This is a genomic window from Flavobacterium ginsengisoli, assembly GCF_029625315.1.
In the GTDB taxonomy this organism is placed as follows: domain Bacteria; phylum Bacteroidota; class Bacteroidia; order Flavobacteriales; family Flavobacteriaceae; genus Flavobacterium; species Flavobacterium ginsengisoli.
In genome coordinates this window covers 3,013,582-3,031,360 of sequence record NZ_CP121110.1, presented here as the reverse complement: position 1 = coordinate 3,031,360, position 17,779 = coordinate 3,013,582, and the positions used below count along the sequence as shown (strand labels likewise).

The 17,779-nt window shown below is 32.3% G+C and carries 14 protein-coding genes and 4 pseudogenes; 5 read left to right on the top strand and 13 right to left on the bottom strand.

Annotation, left to right across the window (positions count from 1 at the left end):
• Window positions 1–53: 53 nt before the first annotated feature.
• A complete protein-coding gene (gene purH, locus P5P87_RS14075) occupies window positions 54–1,580 on the bottom strand; it encodes a bifunctional phosphoribosylaminoimidazolecarboxamide formyltransferase/IMP cyclohydrolase (RefSeq protein ID WP_278019684.1) in 1,527 nt (508 codons plus the stop codon).
• A gap of 165 nt (window positions 1,581–1,745) precedes the next feature.
• Between purH and P5P87_RS14070 the strand changes: the two are divergent.
• From P5P87_RS14070 to P5P87_RS14060, 3 genes and pseudogenes are all read left to right on the top strand, one after another.
• Window positions 1,746–2,993 (top strand): annotated as a pseudogene (locus P5P87_RS14070) (ABC transporter permease).
• 18 nt (window positions 2,994–3,011) lie between these two features.
• On the top strand, window positions 3,012–3,752 hold the full coding sequence (locus P5P87_RS14065; RefSeq protein WP_278019683.1) for a hypothetical protein: 741 nt from the start codon (window positions 3,012–3,014) through the stop codon (window positions 3,750–3,752).
• 147 nt (window positions 3,753–3,899) lie between these two features.
• The gene (locus P5P87_RS14060; RefSeq protein WP_198854658.1) at window positions 3,900–4,787 is read left to right on the top strand and encodes a cupin-like domain-containing protein; all 888 of its coding nucleotides are present in this window, start codon (window positions 3,900–3,902) and stop codon (window positions 4,785–4,787) included.
• A gap of 101 nt (window positions 4,788–4,888) precedes the next feature.
• On the opposite strand, the gene P5P87_RS14055 is transcribed toward P5P87_RS14060, so the two are convergent.
• From P5P87_RS14055 to tamL, 5 genes and pseudogenes are all read right to left on the bottom strand, one after another.
• Window positions 4,889–5,503: a hypothetical protein gene (locus P5P87_RS14055; RefSeq protein WP_278019682.1), complete on the bottom strand. Its 615-nt coding sequence runs from the start codon at window positions 5,501–5,503 to the stop codon at window positions 4,889–4,891.
• 89 nt (window positions 5,504–5,592) lie between these two features.
• Entirely contained in the window at window positions 5,593–5,994 is a 402-nt protein-coding gene (locus tag P5P87_RS14050; RefSeq protein WP_198854656.1) for a helix-turn-helix domain-containing protein, read from the bottom strand.
• Window positions 5,995–6,205: 211 nt separating this feature from the next.
• A complete protein-coding gene (gene accD, locus P5P87_RS14045; protein WP_278019681.1) occupies window positions 6,206–7,060 on the bottom strand; it encodes an acetyl-CoA carboxylase, carboxyltransferase subunit beta in 855 nt (284 codons plus the stop codon).
• Between the two features lie 81 nt (window positions 7,061–7,141).
• Window positions 7,142–8,210, bottom strand: a pseudogene (fbaA, locus tag P5P87_RS14040) (class II fructose-bisphosphate aldolase).
• 60 nt (window positions 8,211–8,270) lie between these two features.
• Window positions 8,271–10,845: pseudogene (gene tamL / locus P5P87_RS14035) on the bottom strand (translocation and assembly module lipoprotein TamL).
• A gap of 37 nt (window positions 10,846–10,882) precedes the next feature.
• Here tamL and P5P87_RS14030 point away from each other — a divergent pair.
• Window positions 10,883–11,612 (top strand): annotated as a pseudogene (locus tag P5P87_RS14030) (TrmH family RNA methyltransferase).
• A 9-nt stretch (window positions 11,613–11,621) separates the two neighbouring features.
• On the opposite strand, the gene porT reads toward P5P87_RS14030, so the two are convergent.
• The 4 genes from porT to P5P87_RS14010 form a co-directional block, all read right to left on the bottom strand.
• Entirely contained in the window at window positions 11,622–12,332 is a 711-nt protein-coding gene (gene porT / locus P5P87_RS14025; protein WP_198854653.1) for a type IX secretion/gliding motility protein PorT/SprT, read from the bottom strand.
• Between the two features lies 1 nt (window position 12,333).
• Window positions 12,334–13,065, bottom strand: coding sequence for a bifunctional demethylmenaquinone methyltransferase/2-methoxy-6-polyprenyl-1,4-benzoquinol methylase UbiE (gene ubiE / locus P5P87_RS14020; protein ID WP_198854652.1), 732 nt, complete (start codon window positions 13,063–13,065; stop codon window positions 12,334–12,336).
• A 575-nt stretch (window positions 13,066–13,640) separates the two neighbouring features.
• Window positions 13,641–14,123, bottom strand: a complete 483-nt coding sequence (locus P5P87_RS14015; RefSeq protein WP_278019680.1) for a dihydrofolate reductase — start codon at window positions 14,121–14,123, stop codon at window positions 13,641–13,643.
• Between the two features lie 11 nt (window positions 14,124–14,134).
• Window positions 14,135–14,479 (bottom strand): 2TM domain-containing protein, encoded by a 345-nt coding sequence (locus tag P5P87_RS14010; RefSeq protein WP_111288290.1) that lies wholly within the window; start codon window positions 14,477–14,479, stop codon window positions 14,135–14,137.
• A gap of 239 nt (window positions 14,480–14,718) precedes the next feature.
• Between P5P87_RS14010 and P5P87_RS14005 the strand changes: the two genes are divergently transcribed.
• Window positions 14,719–15,015, top strand: a complete 297-nt coding sequence (locus P5P87_RS14005) for an isoamylase early set domain-containing protein (RefSeq protein WP_198854650.1) — start codon at window positions 14,719–14,721, stop codon at window positions 15,013–15,015.
• A gap of 33 nt (window positions 15,016–15,048) precedes the next feature.
• Here P5P87_RS14005 and P5P87_RS14000 read toward each other — a convergent pair whose 3' ends face one another.
• The 3 genes from P5P87_RS14000 to P5P87_RS13990 all read right to left on the bottom strand — a co-directional run bounded on the left by P5P87_RS14000 (window position 15,049) and on the right by P5P87_RS13990 (window position 17,750).
• Entirely contained in the window at window positions 15,049–15,900 is an 852-nt protein-coding gene (locus P5P87_RS14000; RefSeq protein ID WP_278019679.1) for a thymidylate synthase, read from the bottom strand.
• A 92-nt stretch (window positions 15,901–15,992) separates the two neighbouring features.
• Entirely contained in the window at window positions 15,993–16,616 is a 624-nt protein-coding gene (locus P5P87_RS13995; RefSeq protein ID WP_278019678.1) for a bifunctional nuclease family protein, read from the bottom strand.
• A 165-nt stretch (window positions 16,617–16,781) separates the two neighbouring features.
• Window positions 16,782–17,750: an electron transfer flavoprotein subunit alpha/FixB family protein gene (locus P5P87_RS13990; protein ID WP_278019677.1), complete on the bottom strand. Its 969-nt coding sequence runs from the start codon at window positions 17,748–17,750 to the stop codon at window positions 16,782–16,784.
• Window positions 17,751–17,779: the final 29 nt, after the last annotated feature.

Genomic DNA, 17,779 nt, shown 5'->3' with positions numbered 1-17,779 from the left:
TTTTTTAGGGGTTTAAAATGTTATAAATTATTTATCGAACAAAGTTAAACAAATTAATGTTTAAAATGACGAGTTCCTGTAAATACCATTGCAAGATTATTTTCGTTGCAATAATTTATACTTAATTCGTCTTTAATCGAACCTCCTGGCTGAATTACAGCAGTTATTCCTGCTTTTTTAGCTAATTCTACACAATCCGGAAATGGGAAAAATGCATCGCTAGCCATCGAAGCTCCATTTAAATCAAATCCAAAAGCTTTTGCTTTGTCAACAGCTTGAATTAAAGCGTCAACTCTTGAAGTCTGACCTGTACCTGATGAAATCAATGTTCCATTTTTAGCAAATACAATAGTGTTTGATTTTGTATTCTTGCAGATTTTAGAAGCAAAGATCAAATCTTCGATCTCTTGAGCAGTAGGTTCTGTAATTGTAACGGTTTTTAAATGCTCTTTATTATCCGTAATATTATTTCTGTCCTGAATTAACAAACCATTAAGACAAGTTCTTACTTGACGAGCTGGTAATTCAACTTCATTTTGAACTAATATAATTCTGTTTTTCTTTTCTTGTAACACTGTAACAGCCTCATCATCATAAGCTGGAGCAATTACAACTTCGCAAAATAGTTTGTTGATTTCCTGTGCAGTTTCTAAATCAATTTTTGCGTTAGAAATTAACACTCCTCCAAAAGCTGAAGTAGGATCACAAGCTAAAGTCGCTAAATAAGCTTCGCTGATTGTTTTTCTTGAAGCCAATCCGCAAGCATTGTTGTGTTTCAAAATTGCGAACGTTGGTCCGTCAGTTTTAAACTCAGCAATTAAATTAACTGCAACATCAACATCTAGTAAGTTGTTGTATGATAATTCTTTTCCGTGAAGTTTTTTGAACATTGCATCAAAATCTCCAAAGAAGAATCCTTTTTGGTGAGGGTTTTCACCGTATCTTAAAACTTGACCGTTTGCAATACTTTCTTTGTAAATAGTCTCGTCTGTATTGAAATAATTAAAAATAGCTCCATCGTAGTGAGATGAAACGTGGAATGCTTTAGTTGCCAACAATCTTCTGTTCTCCAAAGTTGTTGCTCCATCTTGCTCTGTAATCAAATCTAAAAGTAAGCTATACTCGTTTACAGAAGCCACAATTACAGTGTCTTTGAAATTTTTTGCACCAGCACGAATTAATGAAATTCCGCCAATGTCAATTTTTTCAATAATATCTTGTTCGCTTGCTCCAGAAGCAACTGTTTTTTCAAAAGGATATAAATCAACAATTACCAAATCAATCTGAGGAATGTCAAATTCCTTCATTTGCTGAACATCGCTTTCATTATCCTGACGATTTAAAATACCTCCAAAGATTTTTGGGTGTAAAGTTTTTACTCTTCCTCCAAGAATTTCAGGGAAAGAAGTAATATCTTCAACAGGAACTACTGGAATACCAAGGTTTTTGATAAAATCTTCAGTTCCTCCAGTTGAATAAAGTGTTACATTTTGTTCGTGTAATTTTCTAACAATTGGTTCTAATCCATCTTTAGAAAAAACAGAAATTAATGCCGATTGTATTTTTTTTGTTGTGCTCATTGTGTAGTTATGATTTTGAGACTGCAAAAGTAGTTTTTTTATATATTATATTAAAAAAAAATAGTGTAACAAAATGCTAAAAAAATCTACTGATGAGTAAGTTAACTTTTATTAGGTTATTGAATTTAAATTATTGAATTTTACTTTATTGAAAAATACAAAAATATGATCGTTTATCTGAGATTATTAAAGGAAAGTCTGAGCTTTGCCATCAATGCTTTGCGAAATAATAAATTACGCACTTTATTATCGCTATTAGGTGTAACAATCGGTATTTTTTCGATTATCGCTGTTTTGGCTGCCGTTGACTCTTTAGACAAAAAAATCTCAAAAGATTTGAGCAGTTTAGATAAAAATACAATTTATTTAATGAAATATTGCTTTGGGCCGTCTGAAATTCCACAATGGAAGAGAGAACAGTTTCCAAATGTGAAATATGACGAGTATATCGGATTGAAAAATTCAATGAATGATACCGATCAAGTCGGATACCAGCTTTTTGTAAATAGAGAAAGTTTAAAATACGATTCTAAAACTGTTAGCGATGTAAATATTATTCCGTCGTCAAGCGAAATGGTCGATATTGACGGATTGAGTTTTGATAAAGGAAGATTTTATAATGAATCTGAATCAAATTCGGGAACTCCCGTTATTGTTCTGGGATATGATATAGCTGATGGGCTTTTTGGTTCAAGTGATCCGATTGGAAAAAATATTCGCTTGTACGGACAACGATTTACTGTAATTGGCGTAATGGCAAAACAAGGAGCGGTTTCTTTGGAGACAGTAATGATACTTCGGTTTATCTTCCAGCCAATTTTTTAAGAAGAATGTACGGAGATAGCGATTCTATGACGCCAGTAATTGTCTTAAAACCCGTTAAAGGTGTAGATATGGATGCTTATAAAGCGGAAATAGCTCAAAAGCTTAGAGCAATACGCGGGATGAAAGCGGGAGAAATGGATAATTTCTTTATTAATGTGCTTTCTGGATTTACCGATTTTATAGATGGAATTTTAGGGCAGATGAATTTTGTGGGCTGGATCATCAGCGGATTTTCTCTTCTTGTTGGTGGTTTCGGAATTGCAAATATTATGTTTGTTTCGGTTAAAGAAAGAACCAATCTTATCGGAATTCAGAAATCTCTAGGAGCAAAAAATAAATTTATCTTATTCCAATTTTTGTTTGAAGCCGTTATTTTGTCTGTTATTGGCGGAATTATTGGTCTTTTGATGGTTTGGGGAATTGCTTTTGCTCTGACAAAACTGCTAGATTTTGAATTTGTTTTAAGTTTAGGAAATATTCTTTTAGGAACTGGTTTAGTCTGCTTTTATTGGTCTGGTTTCTGGAATTCTTCCTGCGATTTCAGCGACAAATTTAGATCCTGTTGAAGCCATTCGAACAGGAATGTAATATTGATATTTTTAAGAAATGAGTGGTAGGATAGAATTTTATAAAATAGATAAATTAAAAATTGAGGCAAATTTATTACCATTAATATCGGATAATAATATTTCTAAAAACTTTAAAGAATTTGTTTTTTCATCTAATTTGGATACAGAATATTTCAAAGTTTCATATGAGAATATTATAGAGAAAATAAAGTCCAATTTTTTTAAAATAAATCATAATGAATTTGAAGTGATTTTCAAGTGGATATTTGAATGCTACGATGAAGAGTTAGATTGGGATGCGGATTTTTTGGATAATCTAGGTTTATACGAAATTGGAGACTTGCATAGTAGAGAAGAGATATCAATATTTATTTGTTTTGGAGAATATGGAATAAATGACTTTGATGATAAATTAACAAATAGTGATGCCTCATGGAACAATTTAAATTCACCTTATAAGCCTGATGAATTTAAACTAGTTATAGATTTTCTTTCCATTGTGCTTCTAAATATTATATTAAAAGATGAAGAGTTGGAAAGTGATTATGAAAATGAGTTAAAAGAAATATTGGCAGATTTGTCCCAAGATAAAGAGATGTATTTAAGTAGTAGTAGGTTTTTGGAAAGTATTTTGAATAAAAGTGATTTTTTAAATTTATACAATGATGATTTAGTATATATGCTTGAATGTTCAGAATCATATTTATGGAAGATCAGATCTTTGAAAGAAAATATTGGGGATTATAATAATCTAGTTTATAGACTTGACTTGTTTTAATTATTTAAGTTTTATAAATATTTTTAAATCCGGCTGAAGCCATTCGAACAGGAATGTAATATTGTTTTTGTGTTATTTTACTGTAAATTTTGTTGGGTGAGAATAATTAGATACATTTGATAGACAACAAATTAAAACACAAGATAAATGAGCTTTAATCTTAAATCTGTTGATACTGTTGAGTCGATTTCCAAGGAAGATTTTAAAAAGAATTACCTAGATAAAAGAAAACCTTTAATCATAAAGGGACTTACAAAAGATTGGCCAGCAAGAGAAAAATGGTCAACGGAGTATTTCAAGCAGATTGCTGGAGATATAGAGGTTAAACTTGTAGATAATTCAAAGGCAGATCCGAAAAAAGTAATCAATGCTTCGATTGCGAGTATGAAATTTGGAGAATATCTGGATTTGATAAAGCGTGAACCAACCCAGTTACGTATTTTTTTCTTCAATCTTTTCAAGCACAGACCCGAATTAATTGACGATGTAAAAGTTCCCAAAGAATTAATGGGAGGTTTTATAGAAAGCATGCCTGCTATGTTTTTTGGCGGTTCTAAAGCGATTACTTTTCTGCATTATGATATCGATTTGCCACATCTTTTTCATACTCATTTCGGCGGAAGAAAGCATATTATCTTATTTGATAACAAATGGAAGAAAAGACTTTACTGTCTTCCAAATACCACTTATGCATTAGAAGATTATGATGTTGCCAATCCCGATTTTGAAAAATTTCCAGCGTTGAAAGGAGTAGAAGGCTATGAAGTTTTTCTCGAGCATGGAGATACTTTATTCATGCCAACAGGAATGTGGCACTGGATGCGTTATATAGATGGTTCTTTTTCTCTAACACTTCGCGCATGGGATCAATCTGTTTCTAGAAAAATTGCTAGCGTATGGAGTCTTTTTATGCATGGTGCTGTAGATAGCGCTATAAAAGTAGTTTTTAGAGAACGTTATGCAATTTGGCGTGAAAAATTAGTCTTTAAAATCGCTGAGAAGGAATTGAAGAAGGATTTGAAAAAAGCAGGGTAATTTCGTAGGAATAAAATATTGGTAGAAACAGAACTTATTCCTTTGGGAAATAAGAGCTGGTATTCATAAATTCCATAGGAACGACATATATTGACTTAGTTTTATTTCTTTCTTTTGACAAATTTGACATGTTCAGGAAATTTGATTCTTGTTTTATCCCATTTAATGTTTTCCGAGTTGTAATGTTTGTTGTTTCTTTTATAATAAATGACCGTGTCTTCTTCTTGTGTCGTTCTTCTTATAATAACAAAATCTCGATCTTTTTTGAAATAATTTAAAGATTTATATAAATCGAAAAATATTTTAGAATTTAAAGTATCAGATTGGGATGCAATAAAAGTTTGATTTCGAAAATCATCTTTATAATTCAATTTAATAAAATCATAAATGTTTTTATTTGAAATTTCAATCAAACCTCTTGGATCTAAATCAGCGAAGTATGGAATTGTGTCTGTATTTGGTGTTCCGCATATCATTCCTATGCCTTTATTTTGCAAATAATATGCAGTAGAATCTGAGTTTATGATGAAAGTATTAGTCCCATAAAATAGCCAGCCAGGAATAGGTGGTGGTGGTGGTGGAATTGTGTCTTTGCCACGAATTATTTCTTTGTTATTCTGAGAAATTATATATGGAATGTTTTCAGCTTGATTTTCTTTCTTGCTACAATTCAAAAAGAGAAAACAAATCATAAAACCAATAAAAATTCTAGCCATAAAGAATAAGATTTAAAATAAAGATATAAAAAAATCTCAAGAAGCAATTTCTTGAGATTTTGTATTGAATTTGTATGTTTTTAGAAAGATTATTTCTCTTTCATTAATTTTTCCAAATATTCATTTTTTTCTTTTTCTGCCAAAACCAAACGTTCGTAAAGTTCAACTACTTTATCTAACGGATTAAATGTGCAATGAGTTGGATTGAACATTCCATTTATTCCAGTACTTGTGCTGTTATCGTAAAAATTATTGAAATAATTTATCATGTTTTCTTCTGTAAAGTTTTTAATTGCTTCGGCACTTACTCCAAGAGCTTTTGCTACTTCTGCAAGTTTTGCGTCGTCAATAGTTTCGCTATTTTCTATTGCTGACACAGATTGTTGAGATATTCCTAATGCTTGTGCCAACGCTTCTTGTTTCATATCTTTAAGTTCGCGAATACGGCTTATTTGTCGTCCTATGTGTTTTGGTTTTGTTGCTGTGCTCATAATTCAAAGATATTTATATTACTTTAGAAAAAATAGATTTCCGTAAAAAACAGGTTTGCATTAGTATGATACGCTATTATCATTTATGCAAAAACAAAAATACAATTTTTCAGACAAGTTATTAATTGAACTTATAAAACTTATATGGTTTGAAAACAAAAAATCCCAAGAAGCAATTTTCTTGGGATTTCTATTTTAAGTAGTTTTAAAACTATCTAATATCATTATTTTGAATCAAATCGATATATAAGTTAATCTTATCTTTCAATTCTTTTCTTGGCGTGATAAAGTCTAAGAAACCGTGCTCTAATAAGAACTCAGCAGTTTGGAAACCTTCTGGCAAATCTTTTCCTGTAGTATCGCGAACAACACGAGGACCAGCAAAACCAATCAAAGCGCCTGGTTCAGAGATATTGATGTCTCCTAACATTGCGTAAGATGCAGTTGTTCCACCCGTTGTTGGATCTGTACAAAGAGAGATGTAAGGTAATTTAGCTTCAGCTAATTGAGCTAGTTTTACAGAAGTTTTTGCTAATTGCATTAAAGAATAAGCGACTTCCATCATACGAGCCCCACCAGATTTAGAAATCATTACAAAAGGAAGTTTGTTTTTGATCGCGTGATCAATACCTCTTGCGATTTTCTCACCTACAACTGCTCCCATAGATCCACCGATGAATGCAAAATCCATACAGCAGATTACAAGTTCTTTTCCTTTAGATTTTCCTACTCCCGTACGTACAGCGTCTTTAAGGTGAGTTTTCTCCATCACATCTTTCAATCTGTCTGCATATTTCTTTGTGTCAACAAAGTGCAAAGGATCTTTAGAAGTCATGTTTTTGTCTAACTCAACAAATTCGTTGTTGTCGAATAAAATTTCAAAATAGGTTGCGCTTCCAATTCGAACGTGAAAATCATCTTCAGGGCTTACGAATAAATTTCTCGCTAATTCGTCAGCATCAATAATTTTTCCAGTAGGAGATTTGTACCACAATCCTTTCGGAACGTCCATCTTATCTTCTGTCGCGGTCGTAATCCCTTTTTCTTGTCTTTTAAACCAAGCCATATTGAATGTTTTATTTGTTTGAGGTTTCAAGTTTCAAGTTGCGAAACCTGAAACTTGAAACTTTAAACTTGAAACTTTTTATTATAGTGTATTCACGTTATTTAAATCAGCAAAAGCTTGTTCAAGTCTTGCGTTGAATGTTACTTCGCTTTCACGAACCCATCTTCTTGGATCGTAATATTTTTTGTTTGGAGCATCTGGACCTTCTGGATTTCCAATTTGAGATTTCAAATAGTCAAGGTTTTTAACCATGTAATCACGGATTCCTTCAGTGTATGCAAATTGTAAATCTGTATCGATGTTCATTTTGATAACTCCGTAGCTAATTCCTTCTCTGATTTCTTCAAGTGTAGAACCTGAACCTCCGTGGAATACGAAATCAACTGGATTGTGTCCTGTGTTGAATTTGTTTTGTACGAAATCTTGAGAATTTTTTAAGATTTTTGGAGTTAATTTTACGTTTCCTGGTTTGTAAACACCGTGAACGTTTCCGAAAGCGGCGACAATTGTAAATTTAGGGCTTACTTTAGATAATTCTTCGTAAGCGTAAGCTACTTCTTCTGGTTGAGTATATAATTTTGAGCTGTCAACATCAGAGTTATCAACACCATCTTCTTCACCACCTGTAATACCAAGCTCGATTTCTAGTGTCATACCCATTTTGCTCATTCTAGCTAAGTATTCTTTACAGATTTCGATGTTTTCTTCGATTGGTTCTTCAGATAAATCGATCATGTGAGAGCTGAATAATGGTTTTCCTGTTTCTGCGAAATGTTTTTCAGAAGCATCTAATAAACCATCAATCCAAGGTAAAAGTTTTTTTGCACAGTGGTCAGTGTGTAAGATTACAGTTGCACCGTAAGCTTCTGCCAAAGTATGAATATGTTTTGCTCCTGCGATTCCTCCCGCGATTCGTTGCTTTTTCACCTGCATTTGATAATCCTTTTCCAGCGTTGAATTGAGCTCCTCCGTTAGAAAATTGAATGATAACTGGCGCGTTTAGTTTCGCTGCAGTTTCAAGAACTCCATTAATTGTGCTAGATCCAGTAACGTTTACTGCTGGAAGAGCAAAACCCTTCTCTTTCGCATAATTAAAGATCTCTTGTACTTGATCTCCTGTAGCTACTCCTGGTTTAATGTTATGTGCCATTGTAATTTTTTTTATAGTTGTTTTTAGTTTTTAGGTTGCAAAAATAAGAATTAATTAGCATTAGAACGGATAATTTATACCAAAATTTAAAACCGAGTGTCCAAAATTGTATTCTTTAAACCATCGATCTCCCTTCTCATGCGCCGGATTATAAGTCTTAAAGCCTAAATCTAAACGAATAACAAAAAAGCTTAAATCGTATCTTAAACCAAATCCTGTACCCAAAGCAATTTCTTCTAAATCGTTTAAGTTGTCAAATTTTGCTTTGGAATCTGTAACATTATCGAGGACATTCCAGATATTTCCGGCATCTGCAAACAATGCTCCCTTTACATCTCCAAAAAGTTTGAAACGAAATTCGGCACTTGCTGCAAGTTTCATATTGGCCTCATTAAAGTCGTTTACAGCATTTGTGCTTCCTGGCCCTAAAGCATAAGGTTGCCAAGCACGGTTATCATTAGAACCTCCACCATAATAACTTCGTGAAAACGGAATATAATTTGAGTTTCCAAATGGAATAGCAATTCCAAAGAAGCTTCTAACGGCTAAAACTTTTTCTTTTCCAAAATCCCAGTGCTTGATATAATCAAACTCTGTTTTAACGTATTCTGAATATTCTAGGTTGAAAATCTCATAGTTTCCTTTCGAATTTTTTTGAAGATTTCCAATTTCAGAAACCAGAGTCAATAAAGTTCCAGCTGATTCTATTTTTGTTCTAAATTGATAGAAGTTGTTATCTGCTAAATCTTTTTTAGTTGTTTTGGTAAAAGAAAAACTTGTTGCTAGAATGAAATCATTTTCAGTCAAACGAATTCGTCTTTCTTCTATACTTGAAACTTCCTGGTATTGTGCGTCACTTGGTGTTAAAGCAGTTTTGTTTGTTAAAACATCATTAGTAAATCCTGTTGTTCCTTTAGGTATGGTTAGATCTTTTCTTGCTTGTTCTTCTGTAGTTTCTCCCCAGTTGTCAGGGTTGACATTGTAGTCTTTTCCAATACCGTTCAAATCATCATAAGAAGATGTATATACATTAAAGTAGTTCCCTGGATTTAAGTTTCGAACAAACTGTGCGTTCAATAATTCTAGTTTTGCAGTATTATGACGTTTTGGGCTCCAATTATATGAGATACCTCCTGTGAAGTTTTCTTTATCCAAGCCTATATTTCGCTGTTTGGAAAAACCAGATGATATAGAAGTGTACGGAATCATACTTTTCGGAATGATTTTCTCGGTTCCAAAAGGCAGTAAAATTCTCGGAAAATTCAATTTCATATCCAAACCATATTCCGAAACGTTAAAGAAATTATTGTTCGGATTAGCCATATCTCTAGATGAACCAATATTTAAACGAGCTGAAATTTCAAGGGTCTCTGCTCGATTAAATACATTTCGAATCGTTTCAGAAATACTGGCTCCAATTCCGAAATCCTGAATGTTAGAGTGTGTTACGTCAAGAGTAGTTCCAAAACTGTATTTTTTTCTCGGAGTCAAATAAACATTAGCGATAAGAGATTGTGCTGTAGAATCTCTCTTGTCTACTTCGTACTGAATAGAAGGATAGTTGAAAATCCTTAAATTGTTCAAAGAACGAGAAGAAAGAGTTGTTCTAAAATCGGCAAACGTACTTCCTTTTGTAATAAAAATAGCATCAGTAATGGCGCGCGGTCTATATTTTAACCCTTTGTAACTGTAAAGGTTAAAGTTGTTGTAACTTACGCTATCTGTTGGTTTTTTCTTAGCATTGGCGAGCAGAATAATCGGTGTAGATATTTACATCACTAATCTTATATAATTTAAAAGGTTCGGTACGGCTTGAATCTTTTTCCTGTATATTATTGTTATTAATAATTAAGGTGACATCGGCTTTTGCTTTTTTGCCAATCGTGTCAATGTCAAAAGTTACATAAGTAGGTTGAAAATAATAAGCTCCGTGATTTCTAAAGTAAGTTGTAATACGGTTTTTCTCTTCTTCAAAATCTGTAGTTTTGTACTGATTTCCAGATTTTAATAGAGAAGGCTCATTATTAGTTCTATATAATGAGTCTAGTGCAGGAGTCATTATTTTGGTTCTAATAGTATCCAATTTATAAGCAGGTCCTGTTGTAATATTGTAATTAATCGCGGCTCTTTTTATACCAACAGTATCAATTGTATATCCTGTTTGAACATTGAAAAAACCATTGTTGAAATAGTAGTATTTTAAACGTAATAATGATTTTTTGGTTTTTGAAGTGTCAATTATTACAGGTGGTTCGCCAGTGTTTTTTAGAAATTCATGAATTCCTTTATAATAAAAAGATTGCCCAAGACGATCTACTTGTTTTGCAGAAAAAATTTTAGACATACGCTCATACTTTCCAGGATTGTTTTTAAATTTTGCCTGATAAGTAGAATCTGGATTTAAATTGGCTAAATTGTATAAATTTAATCGAAGCTTATAACCTAATAATTTACCATTTGGCTTTTGGTACATTTGGTTTGAAGCCGTTTCGTCACTTGTAGATTTTCCGTTAACTAGAATATTATTTTTTACAAGAAGGTTTTTTCCATCGGGAACTCTTTTTACGGCATTACAAGCGCAAATTAATATTGCAATTAGAAGAAATGCTATTATTTTTGTGGAATTATTTTTCAAGTGTTTTTTAATATTTAATTCAAAAGTACATTATTTTATGGTTAGTAAAAACCAAATAAAGCTTATCTCTAGTTTGCATCAAAAAAAGCGGCTGTTTTGCCAATCAATTATTCTTTGCTGAAGGAGTAAAAGTAATTCAAGAATTGCTGCAATCCAATTTTGAATTAGAACATTTATACACCACATTGAATGATTTTGAAACGGTTCAAGCTTCAAAACGAACACTTATTAATGAACAAGAACTGAAAAAAATAAGTGCTTTGTCGACTCCAAATTCTTGTTTGGCGGTTTTTAAAATTCCAGCCGAAAAGAAGGCAATCGATTCAGGCTTGATTGTGGCGCTAGACGATATTAGAGACCCAGGAAATCTAGGAACTATTTTGCGTCTGTGCGATTGGTTTGGTATTAAGCAGATTGTCTGTTCTAAAGAAACGGTAGATATTTATAACCCGAAAGTCGTACAAGCTACCATGGGATCAATTACCAGAGTAAATGTAAGCTATGTTGATTTAAAACTTTTTCTTGCTCAAACTAAACTGCCAGTTTTTGGAACTTTTATGGACGGAGAAAATATTTATCAATCCAAATTGCCTCAAGAAGGAATCATTATTATGGGTAATGAAGCCAACGGAATTTCTGGAGAAATTGAAAAAATAGTAACTAATCGTCTAACAATTCCTAGATTTGGAGAGCTTCAAAAAACGGAAAGTTTAAATGTAGCTACTGCAACAGCAATTATTCTTAGTGAATTTAAACGAAATAGTTGATATTTTGTTTTAATGAAAAGTGAAATTTATTAAAATAGCTCTAGATTTCATCGAATCGATATTTCCAGTCCAAGGGCTGTCTGGAGTTTTATCTCTAATAAGTTCATCTGTTATGCCGAACATTCCTCTAACAGAAGGAGAAAAAATAAAGTATTCGGTAAAGATATCAATCCCTAAACCTAACTCGTAAGCAGCAGTCCATTGTTTTACTCTGAATTTTTGCTCAAAGTTATCGTCTTGAGATTTGGCATTGCTAGATAAATTTAAAGTTGTAGACATACCGCCAACTAAATACGGACGTATATTTCCTGTACGCAAGGCAGAAAATTTCAATAATAAAGGGAAGTGAATATAAGTACTATTTACTTCTCTTAAATAGTCGGTCTCTTTGTTGCTTATTCCAGGAAAATATAAATCTCGTTTAGTATAATACAAACCAGGTTCAAAACGCAGGTTGATATATTCCTGAAGTCTTAAATCGGCTACAACACCAACATTAAAACCAGTAGTTTTTTTAACCTGAATATCTTGCTGTACAGGAGTTTTGTAGTCAAATTTAAAGTCGAAACTATTAAAACCTAGATAATAGCCAAAGTAGATGCGCTGCTTTTGCCAGTTTTCAAGATTAATGATAGGATCTTTGCTAAACATATTTTTAGCAAATTGAGAATGTCCTTTTGTCGTTAAGACCAATAAAAATAAGATTACAACTTTTTTCATACTATTTTTTAGATGCAGAATAAATTGTTGCGACACCAAAAGTTTGGGGCATTGCCACAACATCTATAAACCCAGTTTTTCTTAAAATATTGTTTAAGGCTTCACCATAAGGAAAAGCTGCCGCCGATTCGGATAAATAACCATAGGCATCATTATCTTTAGAAAATAATTTTCCGATTAGAGGAAGTATATTTTTACTGTAAAAATTATAACCTTGTTTATAAGGGAATTTATTTGGAACAGAAGTTTCTAATATAACAAATACTCCGTTTGGTTTTAAAACTCTTAAAATTTCTGCAAAACCTTTTTCTAAGTTTTCAAAATTTCTCACACCAAAGCCAACAGTAATAGCATCAAAATAATTGTCTTCAAATGGCATGTTTTCAGAATCGCCCAAAACTAGTTCAATAACATTAGAAAGCTTTTTTTCTTCAACTTTCTTTTTTCCAACTTCCAGCATTCCGGCAGAAATATCTAGACCAACAATTTTTTCAGCATTAGTTTGTGCCATCAAAATTGCTAAATCGCCAGTTCCTGTTGCAATATCCAAAATGACTTTTGGTTTTTTGTCTGATACGATCTTTAATACTTTTTTGCGCCATTTAACATCAATTCCAAATGAAATTACACGATTCAAATTGTCGTAATTCCCAGAAATGGTATCAAACATTTGGGTTACTTGCTCTTTTTTACCTAAGGTAGAGTCTTTATACGGAGTTACTTTTTCAGACATTTTTTTTATTTAGGCAAATATAAACAATCTAGTTTAACTGTAATTGAGTTTTTTAATTTGTAAAATAAATGTTTTGCAGAGTTTGTTTTAGAACAGATTTACAGGCTGTTTTGGCATCCCTAAATTTAGGGATTTTGGTAAAATCCCTAAAACGCGGTATTGTGCAATCACGTTATTATGAGCAACTTTGTTCAAGTAAAAATGATTAAAGTTTAATGATTGATAAAGTTGCTATAACTTAAACAAGTGGTTGCTTTTTTGCGCTGGTAATTCATTTGTTCTTGAAAGAGTTTGTAAAGTATTGTTCTTGGGGGGAAATACTGTATTTAAGTGCAAAGTACGTTCTTAGGATTAAATTTGTTTTTGGAAATTTTAATTTTCTGCCTTTAATATCTTAGTGGTATTTGTTATTAAAGGCCTTTGGGATTTAGGTCCCAATAACATTAAATGTTATTCAGTTTTACAAATGTTTCTTGACATTTGTGATTTTTTTTAGACAAAATTTTTCTTGAGCGAGTTAGGCTTCAAAATCAATTATTTAAAAACATCCTCCCTTAAAAGAGGATGTTTTTTATTTATTTTCTAATGTAAGTTTCATAGGTGTAATCATAAAGATGCTTTTCATCTTTATAATTTTCTTCAGATTCGACCAAAATCCATTCATTTTTATTGATTTTCGGAAAAAAAGCATCTGCATCAAACGAATGATGAACTTTTGTTAATTCAATAATATCGGTAAACGGAAGAGCAAGATTATAAATTTCTCCACCGCCAATAACATAACTATCATCATTTTCAGGACATAGCGCAATTGCCTTTTCAATGCTGTCTACTACAATACATCCTTCTGGGTTGTAATTTTCTTGACGAGAAATTACAATATGAACGCGATCTGGTAACGGTTTTGGAAAACTTTCAAAAGTTTTTCTTCCCATAATGATATGATGACCAGTAGTAAGCGATTTAAATCTTTTAAAATCATTTGGCAAATGCCATACTAATTCGTTGTTTTTTCCAAGCGCATTATTTTCGGCTGCAGCCGCTATCATTATAATCATGGTATGCTTAACTAAATTTTATTTTCATTCTCTTCATTAATAGAAGATTCTAGCTGACTGATTCTTTTTTGCTGTAAAGCAACTAATCGGTCAATTTGTTCTCTTTCCCATTTCTTATTCATAAAACGGTCCGTTATATATACCTTTATAAAATGTAGAATAAAAAGGAAAAGCCAAATTGTAATACCCCAAATACACCAATTTTGAGTTGTACCCTCTCCAAATCCAAAAAATTTATTGGCAATAAATAAAAATAAACTTCCAAGCAGGAAAAGAACAAAATGAAAATATAAGACCTTTTTTTGTCTTAATCGGCGTCTAGCGTATTCGTATTGTTCGTGTACTTCTTTTTCCATAAGATAAAAATGAGATTATAAAGTTAAAATTTATTTTTGAAAGTCAATATTTTGAATATGGAATATTTGCCTTTTGCAGATATAAGAATTTGAAAAACAAAATTTTAACCACTTTAAATTGCAGATAAAGCGAAAATATTAAGCTGTTTTTGGTATTATCATAAATCGCTTCTGAAGGTAGTTAGTGTTTCATTGAATTTAATTAATTTTAGATGTATAAATCTAAAAACGAAATAGTTATGTCTTTAAAGAAACAATTTGTGAAAACGAAACCCGTATGTAAAGTGACGTTTTCAATAGATGCTAAAGATGCAAATTCGGCAGCTGTTGTTGGAGATTTCAATAATTGGAATGCTGAAGAAGGAACTCTGAGTAAATTGAAAAATGGAACTTTTAAAGCAACTTATGACTTGGTTAAAGATGCTATTTATGAATTTAAGTATCTGATTGACGGAAATTATGTGAACGATCCAGAAGCCGATTCTTATAAATGGAATGATTACGCTGGAAGTGAAAACAGTGTTTTAGTTGTATAAAAAAAATCCGCTATTAAAGCGGATTTTTGTTTTTTATACTGCAACACTTCCTTTAATGGCAGGGTGTGGATCGTAATCTACAAGTGTGAAATCATTAAAATCAAAATCAAAAATGTTTTTAATCTCAGGATTTAAAATCATTTTTGGTAATGGTTTTGGTTCACGCGTTAATTGCAGTTCCAATTGTTCAAAATGATTATTATAAATATGTGCATCACCAAAAGTGTGAATAAATTCGCCTGGCTCTAAATCGCATACTTGTGCAATCATCATAGTTAGCAATGCATAAGAAGCAATGTTAAAAGGAACTCCTAAAAAGATATCGGCACTTCGCTGATACAATTGGCAAGATAATTTTCCTTTTGTTTCTCCTTTTTCAAGATCTGGACTTGCTACATAAAACTGGAAAAAAGCATGGCATGGAGGCAAAGTCGCTTTGTTATTGGCTACATTATCCTCAAAAGATTTTTTAGTATCTGGTAAAACCGATGGGTTCCATGCGGAAACTAGCATTCTTCGGCTATTCGGATTTGTTTTTAATTCTTTAATTAATTCAGAAATCTGATCTATTTCTTCACTATTCCAATTACGCCATTGGTGGCCGTAAACAGGTCCTAAATCACCATTAGAATCTGCCCATTCGTCCCAAATTTTGACTCCATTTTCTTGAAGGTATTTTACGTTTGTATCGCCTTTTAAAAACCAAAGCAATTCGTAAATGATCGATTTTAAATGAAGTTTTTTTGTTGTAACCATTGGGAAGCCCTCACTTAAATCAAAACGCATTTGGTAACCAAAAACACTTTTTGTTCCAGTTCCAGTTCGGTCTCCTTTTTGATTGCCGTTTTCTAAAACGTGTTTTACTAAATCTAAGTATTGCTTCATCTTTGTTTAATCGTTTAATCGTGGATCTGTTTAATTGTAAATTTGTTTAATCGATTTAACGAATAAACGGTTTAACGATTAAACATCAAAATTTATCTTCTAGAGATTTCGTCTCTAATTTTTGTCGCTTTTTCGTAATCTTCCTGAGAAACGGCTTGATCTAAAAGCTCGTTTAGTTCTTGTAAACTATGTTTTGCGTAAACGTCTCCAGATTGGTTGCTTTCTTCTTCGTGTCCAAAAGTTTCAGGGTTTGAAAGAACATCATCAATTTCTTGAGCGCCAGAATCTGTTTCAGCAGTGTTTGATTTTAAATAAATACCAGCTTTATCTAAAATGTTTTTATAAGTAAAAATAGGAGCGTTGAAACGTAATGCTAAGGCAATTGCATCAGAAGTTCTAGCATCTATAATCTCTTCGATTTTATCTCTTTCGCAGATTAAGCTAGAATAAAAAACACCATCAACTAATTTGTGAATGATAACTTGCTTAACCACAATGTCAAATCTTTCAGCAAAATTTTTGAATAAATCATGTGTTAACGGACGTGGCGGTTTTATTTCTTTTTCTAAAGCAATAGCGATTGACTGGGCTTCAAAAGCACCAATAACAATAGGTAATTTTCTTTCGCCATCCACTTCATTCAAAATTAAGGCATAGGCGCCATTTTGAGTTTGACTGTATGAAATTCCTTTTATGGATAATTTTACTAGACTCATATATGTTTGTAAAAAAGGCACTTAGCACCTTATTTTAATACTGTTTTGGTTTAAAAAATAAAGTCGCAATTTTAATCAAAAAATATGGAACAAAAAAGTCGCCTATAAACAAAGATACAACATCTTGTTTTTAGGCAACAATATTTTTAAAGAGAATTCTTTGTGTTAAGAGTGCTGAGCTTTAAAAGCTTTTAATTTCTCTGTTAATTGTGGTACAATTTCAAAAGCATCCCCAACTACACCATAATCAGCCACTTTAAAGAAAGGAGCTTCAGGATCATTGTTGATTACTACTTTTACTTTAGAAGAGTTAATACCTGCAATGTGTTGGATAGCTCCAGAAATACCGATGGCAATATATAAGTTTGTTGCAACTGGTTTTCCTGTTTGTCCAACGTGCTCGCTGTGAGGTCTCCATCCTAAATCTGAAACTGGCTTAGAACAAGCAGTAGCAGCGCCAAGAACAGCAACAAGATCTTCTACTAACCCCCAGTTTTCTGGACCTTTTAGTCCGCGTCCGCCAGAAACTACGATATCTGCATCAGCAATAGAAACTTTTCCAGAAACTTTTTCTACAGATTCTACTTTTACACCAAAATCATTGTCTCCAATTGTTGGATTGAAATCTTCTGCTGCAGCCGCTCCTGCGCTTTCAAAAAGTCCGTAAGAATTTTTAGCTAGACCAAGAACTTTTACATCTGTATCGATTTGTGTAATGTTGAAAGCTTTGTTTGAAAAAGCATTTCTTTTTACTTGAAAAGGAGAAGTGCTAACTGGCAACCCAACTACATTTGAAGCGAAACCAGCATTTAAAGCTACCGCAACTAGTGGAGAAAGGTAAATACTGTCTGTTGTAGAAGAAAGCAATACTACTTTTGTTCCTTCTTTCTCAGCAACTTGTTTAATAACATCAGCGTAAGCTTTTGCGTTAAAACCAGCTAATTTATCATTGCTTACTTTTAAAACTTTATCAACTCCGTATTTGCCTAATTCGCTCACATCGCTGATGTTTACAGTTAAAGCTGTAACAGTTGTTCCTAATGATTCAGCTACTTTTTTTGCATAAGAAGCTAATTCGAAAGCAACTTTTTTAAATTTTCCTTCTGCAGATTCTGCATATATTAATATTGACATAATTTTTTTTGTTTAAAGTTTAAAGTTCA

Coding starts and splice junctions, on each gene's coding strand:
- P5P87_RS14010 (WP_111288290.1), bottom strand. CDS start 14,479: ATGGAAAAAGAAGTACACGAACAATACGAATACGCTAGACGCCGATTA.
- P5P87_RS14060 (WP_198854658.1), top strand. CDS start 3,900: ATGAGCTTTAATCTTAAATCTGTTGATACTGTTGAGTCGATTTCCAAG.
- P5P87_RS13990 (WP_278019677.1), bottom strand. CDS start 17,750: ATGTCAATATTAATATATGCAGAATCTGCAGAAGGAAAATTTAAAAAA.
- P5P87_RS14065 (WP_278019683.1), top strand. CDS start 3,012: ATGAGTGGTAGGATAGAATTTTATAAAATAGATAAATTAAAAATTGAG.
- P5P87_RS14050 (WP_198854656.1), bottom strand. CDS start 5,994: ATGAGCACAGCAACAAAACCAAAACACATAGGACGACAAATAAGCCGT.
- purH (WP_278019684.1), bottom strand. CDS start 1,580: ATGAGCACAACAAAAAAAATACAATCGGCATTAATTTCTGTTTTTTCT.
- ubiE (WP_198854652.1), bottom strand. CDS start 13,065: ATGTCTGAAAAAGTAACTCCGTATAAAGACTCTACCTTAGGTAAAAAA.
- P5P87_RS14055 (WP_278019682.1), bottom strand. CDS start 5,503: ATGGCTAGAATTTTTATTGGTTTTATGATTTGTTTTCTCTTTTTGAAT.
- P5P87_RS14005 (WP_198854650.1), top strand. CDS start 14,719: ATGTCTTTAAAGAAACAATTTGTGAAAACGAAACCCGTATGTAAAGTG.
- accD (WP_278019681.1), bottom strand. CDS start 7,060: ATGGCTTGGTTTAAAAGACAAGAAAAAGGGATTACGACCGCGACAGAA.
- P5P87_RS14015 (WP_278019680.1), bottom strand. CDS start 14,123: ATGATTATAATGATAGCGGCTGCAGCCGAAAATAATGCGCTTGGAAAA.
- porT (WP_198854653.1), bottom strand. CDS start 12,332: ATGAAAAAAGTTGTAATCTTATTTTTATTGGTCTTAACGACAAAAGGA.
- P5P87_RS13995 (WP_278019678.1), bottom strand. CDS start 16,616: ATGAGTCTAGTAAAATTATCCATAAAAGGAATTTCATACAGTCAAACT.
- P5P87_RS14000 (WP_278019679.1), bottom strand. CDS start 15,900: ATGAAGCAATACTTAGATTTAGTAAAACACGTTTTAGAAAACGGCAAT.